An 8,349-nucleotide genomic window follows, 5' to 3' on the forward strand; every position below is an offset into this window, starting at 1 on the left:
ACCAGTTCAGGGGCGACCCAGCCCCCCGGGGCGTGGCCCGCGGGCGGGGTGGCGAAGCGGAACGGCGTGCGCGGGCCGGGCAGGCGGGCGGTGTTGCAGGCGGCGATATGCCGGAGGAAAGATGCGGCGTCGGACGTCATGCCGGTCTGCTCCTGGTGGTCTGAATGCCATACCGGGCGGGTCAGGCTGTGACAATCCTGCATCCCGGCCGGCGGGATCGGCGCCGCACGGTTTGCAAACCGCCGTGGGCGTGCCACATCGGCACCATGACACCGCCTCCATCCGATGCCCGGCGCGTGCCGGAACGCCCCGTCCTGGTCACGCTGCGCGCGTTGCTGCCTTATCTGTGGCCCCGCAACGATGTGCGCACCCGGCTGCGCGTCGCGGGGGCGTGTTTTCTGCTGGTGGCCGCCAAGGTGGCGACGATCTGCGTGCCGTACCTGTACAGCCGGGTGGTCGATGCCTTGCATCACGGCCGGGATCCGGCGGCGGGGCTGGCGGTGATGCCGCTGGCGCTGATCGTGGGGTACGGGATGCTGCGGCTGATGTCGGCGGGGCTGGGGGAGTGGCGCGACGCGCTGTTCGCGCCGGTGCGTTTCCGGATCAGTTGCGTCGCGGCGATGCGCAGTTTCCGCCATATGCACGCGCTGTCGCTGCGCTTCCACCTGGACCGGCAGTCGGGCAGCGTAACCCGCGCCATCGCCCGGGGGACCGAGGCGATCGAGACGATCCTGCGGGTCGGCGTGTTCAATGTGATTCCCACCCTGTTGGAAGCGCTGATGGTGATCGCGGTCATCTGGCGGCTGTTCGACTGGCGCTATGCGGCGATCATGCTGGCGGCGGTGGTGGCCTATGTCGGCTTTACGGTCACGTTCACCTCATGGCGGATCGGGATCCGGCGCGAGATGAACGAGATCAACAGCGAGGCGAGCTGGAAGGCGCTGGACAGCCTGCTGAACTATGAGACCGTCAAATATTTCGGCAACGAGGACCATGAGAGCCGCCGCTACGAGGAAGCGCAGGCCCGCTATGAGCGCGCGGCGATCCGGACCCAGGTCTCGCTGAACGGGTTGAATTTCGGCCAGGCGGCGATCATCGCGGTGACGCTGACGCTGGTCATGCTGCTGGCGGCGCAGGACGTGGCGCAGGGACGGCTGAGCGTCGGGCGCTTCGTGCTGGTGAACACCTATCTGATGCAATTGTACCTGCCGCTGAATTTCCTGGGCAGCATCTATTCGGCGATGCGGACCGCGCTGGTGGACCTGGAGCAGATGTTCCACCTGATGGACGAGATGCCGGACGTCGTCGACCGGCCGGGGGCCATCGGCCTGCCGGCGCGGCTGGACGAGGCGCCGGCCGCGTCGGTGCGCTTCGAGCATGTACGGTTTTCCTATCGCCCCGACCGCGAGATCCTGCACGATGTCAGCTTCAGCGTTCCGGCGGGCGGACGAGTGGCGATCGTGGGGCCGACCGGGGCCGGGAAATCGACCATCAGCCGGCTGCTGTTCCGCTTCTATGACGTCACGGCCGGGCGCGTGGTGGTGGACGGCCATGACGTGCGCGATTACGGCCAGGCGGCGCTGCGGGCCGCGATCGGCGTGGTGCCGCAGGACACCGTGCTGTTCAACGACACGATCGGCTACAACATCGCCTATGGCCGGCTGGGCGCGTCGCAGGACGAGATCGAGCATGCGGCGCGGCTGGCGCAGATCCATGACTTCATCGCCGCGCTGCCGGACGGCTATGCGACGCGGGTGGGCGAGCGCGGCCTGAAATTGTCGGGCGGCGAGAAGCAGCGCGTGGCGATCGCCCGGACCATCCTGAAGAATCCGCGCATCCTGATCCTGGACGAGGCGACCAGCGCGCTGGACACCCATACCGAGCAGGAGATCCAGGCCGCGCTGCGCACCGTGTCGGCCGAACGGACCACGGTGATCATCGCCCATCGCCTGTCGACGGTGGTCGATGCGGATGAAATCCTTGTGATGGGCGACGGGGTGGTGAAGGAGCGCGGGACCCACCGCAGCCTGCTGGCCCGCGACGGGCTGTATGCCGGCATGTGGGCGGCGCAGGCGGAGGAGCGGGCCGAGGAGGAGGTCGGGGCCGGGGGCGGGAAAAGGCCCGGGGCGGAGGCGGGCGCGGCCTCGGGGACTGGCCTTGGGGCGTGACGGTGCGCAAAATGCGGGTGAATGAATAATGGATAATGAATAATGGATAAGGACGGGAGCGAGGCGCGATGACGCGGACGGACCAGGAGAACCCGGCGGATCCGACGCTGGGCCATGACGGATCGGTGCCCGAGGAACTGAGCCATTGCGGCGCGGTGGTCGACAAGGCCATCGAATATATGCTGGGCGAGAAGCTGCCGCCGATCGCGATCGCCTCGGCCCTGCTGGGCGGATCGCTGGGGCTGCTGGCCCGCACGATGGACCAGGGAACCATGCTGGCCATGCTGGAGAATGCGATGCACAGCGTCCGCGCGGGCGAGCTGCATCCGGATCGCGACCGGGCCCGGCCCGCCGGCTGAATGCCGGTTTTGGCGCGGCCGGACGGGCGGAGGGGGTGAAAATGCCCCGAATCGCTGCTTTCGGCTTGACGGAGGGCGGCTGCTTGGCCATAAGCCGCGCCTAATCTTGACGATCATTGCCGGAGCATCTTGCCTCGGCCTTAGTTATCCGAGGATGATATCATGTCTCGCCGTTGCCAGATTTCGGGCAAAGGCGTGCTGACGGGAAACAATGTCAGCCACGCCAACAACAAGTCCCGCCGCCGCTTCCTGCCGAACCTGCAGGAGACGTCGCTGCTGTCCGACATCCTGGGGAGCGCGGTGCGCCTGCGCCTGAGCACCCATGGTATCCGCACGGTGGAGCATAATGGCGGCCTGGACGCGTTCCTGCTGTCGACCCCGAACCGCAAGCTGCCGGTCGAGGCCCAGGCCCTGAAGCGCCGCATCCTGCGCGCCCAGGAAAAGAAGGCCGAAGCAACGGCTTGAGTTTCGCATGCAAGCCCGGTCCGAATTTTCGTTCGGACCGGGCTTGCATGTTTTGGGCGCCTGACGCATGTCAGGCCCATCTGTCTATTTCGCCGGCTGCATCTTCCGGAACCCCGGTTCGGGGATGGGGGGCAGCTTCCGGCTCTGGCAGGCGCGAGGGGAGAGGTTCCGTTCGCGCCTGATTTGTCTTGTGGAGGTTCCCCCGTGTCCGACAAGTCCGATCTTTCGCTGATTCGCAATATCGGCATCACCGCGCATATCGACGCCGGCAAGACCACGACCACCGAGCGCATCCTGTACTACACCGGTGTTTCCCATAAGATCGGTGAGGTGCACGAGGGCAACACCACCACCGACTACATGGAGCAGGAGCGCGAGCGCGGCATTACGATCACGTCGGCCGCCGTGACCTGCGAGTGGAACGGCCATCGCATCAACATCATCGACACGCCGGGCCATATCGACTTCAACATCGAGGTGAACCGCAGCCTGCGCGTGCTGGACGGCGCGGTGTTCATCATCGAGGGCGTGGCCGGCGTGCAGCCGCAGTCCGAGACCAACTGGCGCCTGGCCGATCGCTACAACGTGCCGCGCATCATCTTCATCAACAAGCTGGACCGCACCGGCGCCGACTTCTACCGCGCGTTCGACACGCTGAAGGAGAAGCTGGACATCGTCGCCATTCCGCTGCAGCTGCCGATCGGCACCGAGGAAAACTTCGTCGGCGTCGTCGACCTGGTGGAGATGAAGGCCATCGTCTGGGAAGGCGGCGAGCTGGGCGCGAAATACCATGACGAGGAAATCCCGGCCGAGCTGAAGGAAAAGGCCGCCGAGGCCCGCCAGGAGCTGCTGGATACGGCGCTGGCCGTCGACGAGGCGGCCATGGAGGAATATTTTGAGAAGGGCGACGTCGAAGTCGCGACCCTGAAGCGCTGCATCAAGAAGGGCACGATTTCGGGCGAGTTCCGCCCCGTGCTGTGCGGCACGGCCTTCAAGAACAAGGGCGTGCAGCCGCTGCTGGACGCGGTGATCGACTACCTGCCGGCGCCGGACGACGTCGAGGGCATCCGCATCGCGCCGCCCGAGGACGAAGAGGTCGACGAGAACAAGCTGCCGATCATCCCGGTCGACCCGGACGGCAAGTTCGCCGGCCTTGCGTTCAAGATCATCAACGACAAGTACGGCACCCTGACCTTCGTGCGCGTCTATCGCGGCGTGCTGCGCTCGGGCGATTCGGTCCTGAACACGACCAAGGGCCACAAGGAGCGTATCGGCCGCATCTTCCAGATGCATGCCGACAAGCGCCAGGAAGTGAAGGAAGTCCACGCCGGCGACATCGCGGCCTTCGTGGGGCTGAAGGACACCCAGACCGGTGACACGCTGGCCGACTCCACCGATCCGGTGGTGCTGGAGCGCATGAGCTTCCCGGTGCCGGTCATCGACATCTCGGTCGAGCCGAAGACCAAGGACGGGGTCGAGAAAATGACCCTGGCGCTGCAGAAGCTGGCGGGCGAAGACCCCTCGCTGCGCCTGAAGACGGACCAGGAAACCGGCCAGACCATCCTGTCGGGCATGGGCGAGCTGCATCTGGACATCATCATCGACCGCCTGCGCCGCGAGTATGGCGTGGACGCGAATATCGGTGCGCCGCAGGTGGCCTATCGCGAGACGATCACCCAGGCGCATACCGAGACCTATACCCACAAGAAGCAGTCGGGAGGTTCGGGCCAGTTCGCCGAAGTGAAGATCGAGTTCGCGCCGCTGGAGCGGAACGAGGAGATCCAGTTCGAGAACAAGGTCGTCGGCGGCACCGTGCCGAAGGAATATATACCGGCGGTGGAAAAGGGCATCCGCATGCAGTCCTCAACGGGCGTGCTGGCGGGCTTCCCGACCGTGGACTTCAAGTTCACGCTGCTGGACGGCAAGTACCATGACGTCGACTCCTCGGCGCTGGCGTTCGAAATCGCCGCCAAGGCCTGCTTCCGCGAGGGCATGAAGAAGGCCGGCCCGGTGATCCTGGAGCCGATCATGGATGTCGAGATCACCACGCCGAACGACCATGTCGGCGACGTGGTGGGTGACCTGAACCGTCGTCGCGGCATGATCCAGAACCAGGAAAGCTCGGGCTCGACCGTCATGGTCCGTGCGCTGGTGCCGCTGAAGGAGATGTTCGGCTACATCTCGCACCTGCGGTCGATCACGAAGGGCCGTGCGTCCTTCACGATGCAGTTCCATCACTATGACCCGGTGCCGCGCAACGTGGCCGAAGAGATCATGGCCAAGTCGGCCTGATCCCGACCGGATCACAGAGCAGGAAGCCGGCCCCTTCGGGGGCCGGCTTTTTTGTGCCCGGCCGCACCGGGGCGGATCGTGGTCAGGCGATATCGGAGAAATCCAGGTTCTGCGGACCGCCCTCGATCACGCGACGCATGCGCCGCTGGCGTTCATAATGTTGCCGCGTGGCGGTAGGGGGCGTGCGGTCGTCCACGACCTCGAGACGGAAAGTCTTTGCCCAGACGGTTCCCATGCCGGTCAGCAGCAGCCCGTAATGCAGGCTGTCGGCGTCCTAGAGCCATATCCATTCACACTGGTTCACGGATATGGCTCTAGCTCTTTGTTTTAACGAGCATCTTTATCCGACCGGATGAGTCCATCCGGTCGGATGATGCTCTAGGGGATCTGGAAGACGATCTGGCGCGCTGTCCAGTCGGACGTCCCCGTCAGCGCGCCGTCGGCGGGACGGCTCATCAGATTGTCGAAGAGGATCGTATCCGGCGCTTTATCGTCGACCCGCATCCAGATGGTGGCATGTCCGGGTACGTCCCGGGTCTTCAACAGGGCCGAGAAGCGCAGGCGCTTGCCGATGAAGGGGCGTGCGTCGATCGCCTGCATCAATGTGCCGAAGCCGTTCTGGATTCTGGCCGCGTCCGGATCGTGGGACGAGAAGAGACAGCTTATGGCGACGATTTTCTCCGTCCGGCTGCTTTGAGCGGCATCCAGGCCGATCGCGTAGTTTCCGGGGGTCGTGCCGGCGATGGACCAGCCTTTCGGCAGCGCTGCGGGGGTTTCCTGCCGTTCGGCGGCGGCGATGCGGGCGGCCAGGATGTTCCAGTTCCGCAGGCCGAACTGTCGCGCGACGATTTCCAGGCTCTCGGCGTGGCCGATCGAAGCACCTCGTTCCGCAAGCAGCGTGCGGAGCGTGGATGCCATGAGTTTCGCGTGTCTGAAGGTACGCATGCCCAACCTTGCCAATCGGGGCGAACCGTCGGGATCAGGGCCTGCGTTGCTGATGGGCTCGCCCGGACAAGGGGAAGGACGAAACCGGAGACGCGTTCACCGTGGCCGGCCGGCCGCAGGCGGCTGGTCGCGTCGGACCGGTCACGACTTTACGGCGCGACCGGTCCGCGTCAATGTTTTTTCGCCTCTACGGCGCGGGCGATCCGCTTGCGGGCTGGTTGTCCGTGCGGCGGATGAAGTCGGCGATGTTGTCGTGCAACTGGGTCAGGGACGGGATGTTGGCGTACACCATGTGTCCCGACTGGTATTGGCGGAATTCGATGTTCTTCTGCAGCGCCGCCGGGATGGGCAGGTGGCGCATTTCGTAGATCCCCTCGTAATAGGGGGTCGCCAGGTCGAAATAGCCGGCATTCAGCATGATTTTCAGCGTCGGGTTGGTCTTCATCGCCTGGGCCAGGTCGGGCATCACGTTGGCCGGGCCGTCCGAGGGCGGGCTGTCGGGGCCGCCGGCGGCGTGGTGGAAATTCCAGTGCGGGATGTCGATTTCCGCGCGATAGGTCAGCCCGTCGCCGTAATTCAGCACCTTGCGCACGTAATCGTTGAACAGCGAGACATAGGCGGAGCTGATCGAGGCGGATTGCGGGTCGTATCCGGCCTCCTTGCTGAGGGGGTCCAGCACGGGGCCCGAGAAGCGGGTGTCGAGCCGGCCGGTGGTCATGCCGTCATCGGCCTGGAGCGTCTTGGAGAACTCGCCGCCGTCGATCCGCAGGTCGGCGCGGCGGATATAGTCGGCCGGCAGGCCGGTATAGGCGTGCAGCCGTTCGACGATGCGGGCGCGGTCGGCGGCGGACAGGCCGGCGCCCTGCTGCAGCGCCACCAGATAGTCGGTGGAGGCGAAATGCTCGACCTCGGCCAGGAAAGCTTTCAGGTCGGTGGGCTGCTGCGGCAGCTTGTGGTGGTACCAGGCGGTGGCGGCGTAGGTCGGCAGGGCGAGCACGAACGGTTCGTCCATGCCGGGATTCTGCGTCGGTTCGTCCACGCTGTTGTCGTAGCTGAAGATCTGCGACAGCAGGATGACGCCGTTGAAGTCGATATTTTCCTGGTTCTGCAGGTCGTTGACCAGCACGGCGGCGCGCATCGTGCCGTAGCTTTCGCCGAACAGGTATTTCGGCGAATTATAGCGGCCATATTTGGCCAGGAACCGGGTGATGAAGGCGGTGAAGGCCTGGCCGTCCTCGTCGACGCCCCAGAACTGCTTTTCCTTGTCCTTGCCGTTGATGCGGCCGAAGCCGGTGCCCGGCGCGTCGATGAAGACCAGGTCGGTGACGTCGAGCAGGCTTTGCGGGTTGTCGATCAGCCGGTACGGGCCGGCGGGGGTGTGGGTGTCGTCATTCGTCACCACCCGGCGGGGGCCGAAGGCGCCCATATGCACCCAGACGGTCGACGAGCCGGGACCGCCATTGAAGACGAAGGTGATGGGGCGGGTCTCGGGCCGGGCGTCCTTGCGGAAATAGGCGACGTAGAACATCGACGCCGTGGCGTCGGGATTGCCGTCGATCGCATGGGCGTCGCTGCCCGGGATTTCCTGATGGACCGTGTCCTCGGAATCGTCCCAGCCATGGGGATGGACGACCAGCGTGCCGGCGACCGCCTGATAGGCGATGGATTTTCCGCCGACCGTCACCGTGCCGCTGCTGGTCCGTTCGACCGGCTGGGACAAATGGGGGGCGGGATGGGCCGCATGGTTGGCATCCGTGCGATCGTCCGCGCGGCCGGGGGCTGGGCCCAGGCAGAGCAGCGAGGCGGACAGCAGCAGCATCAGGCGAGTCTTCAACGAACGGATCTCCGGGTGGATGGGATGCACGGCCGGACGGTCGCGGGCGGGCCGCGGATCGCCGGGTGCTATGCCGGGTGCGTGTGATCGGGTGCCCCGGGACGGGACGGGACGATGCGCCAGCCATCATGCCCGTGAACCGCCTGTCCGTCCTGTTGCAATTTCTCCAGGTGGGCCAGAAGGTTCAGTTCCGCCGCGCGGCGCAGGGCAGGCGGGATGGCGCGGTAGACGCGGCGCATCAGTTCGGCCAGCGGCGCGGCCTCGGGACTCAGGGCGGCGCGAATCC

Annotated in this window: 7 protein-coding genes and 1 pseudogene; 4 read left to right on the top strand and 4 right to left on the bottom strand. The window is 65.7% G+C overall.

Going from position 1 to position 8,349, the window contains the following annotated elements:
* Positions 1-266 precede the first annotated feature (266 nt).
* From HUK84_RS06835 to fusA, 4 genes are all read left to right on the top strand, one after another.
* Positions 267-2,168, top strand: a complete 1,902-nt coding sequence (locus HUK84_RS06835; protein ID WP_176639614.1) for an ABCB family ABC transporter ATP-binding protein/permease — start codon at positions 267-269, stop codon at positions 2,166-2,168.
* Between the two features lie 68 nt (positions 2,169-2,236).
* Positions 2,237-2,527 carry a hypothetical protein gene (locus HUK84_RS06840; protein WP_176639615.1) on the top strand — a complete coding sequence of 97 codons (291 nt, stop codon included), beginning with the start codon at positions 2,237-2,239 and terminating at the stop codon, positions 2,525-2,527.
* A 162-nt stretch (positions 2,528-2,689) separates the two neighbouring features.
* Positions 2,690-2,992: a 50S ribosomal protein L28 gene (rpmB, locus tag HUK84_RS06845; protein ID WP_176639616.1), complete on the top strand. Its 303-nt coding sequence runs from the start codon at positions 2,690-2,692 to the stop codon at positions 2,990-2,992.
* Positions 2,993-3,196: 204 nt separating this feature from the next.
* Positions 3,197-5,284, top strand: a complete 2,088-nt coding sequence (gene fusA / locus HUK84_RS06850) for an elongation factor G (RefSeq protein WP_176639617.1) — start codon at positions 3,197-3,199, stop codon at positions 5,282-5,284.
* Between the two features lie 82 nt (positions 5,285-5,366).
* Here the strand turns inward: fusA and HUK84_RS06855 are convergent, their stop codons facing one another.
* The 4 genes and pseudogenes from HUK84_RS06855 to HUK84_RS06870 all read right to left on the bottom strand — a co-directional run.
* The gene (locus tag HUK84_RS06855) at positions 5,367-5,519 is read right to left on the bottom strand and encodes a hypothetical protein (protein ID WP_176639618.1); all 153 of its coding nucleotides are present in this window, start codon (positions 5,517-5,519) and stop codon (positions 5,367-5,369) included.
* A 143-nt stretch (positions 5,520-5,662) separates the two neighbouring features.
* Positions 5,663-6,229 (bottom strand): glyoxalase superfamily protein, encoded by a 567-nt coding sequence (locus HUK84_RS06860; protein WP_281362750.1) that lies wholly within the window; start codon positions 6,227-6,229, stop codon positions 5,663-5,665.
* A gap of 187 nt (positions 6,230-6,416) precedes the next feature.
* Positions 6,417-8,063 (bottom strand): S10 family peptidase, encoded by a 1,647-nt coding sequence (locus tag HUK84_RS06865; protein WP_176639620.1) that lies wholly within the window; start codon positions 8,061-8,063, stop codon positions 6,417-6,419.
* A gap of 68 nt (positions 8,064-8,131) precedes the next feature.
* Positions 8,132-8,349 (bottom strand): annotated as a pseudogene (locus tag HUK84_RS06870) (MBL fold metallo-hydrolase); the annotation flags it as partial.

Source organism: Nguyenibacter vanlangensis (assembly GCF_013376155.1).
Classification (GTDB): domain Bacteria; phylum Pseudomonadota; class Alphaproteobacteria; order Acetobacterales; family Acetobacteraceae; genus Gluconacetobacter; species Gluconacetobacter vanlangensis.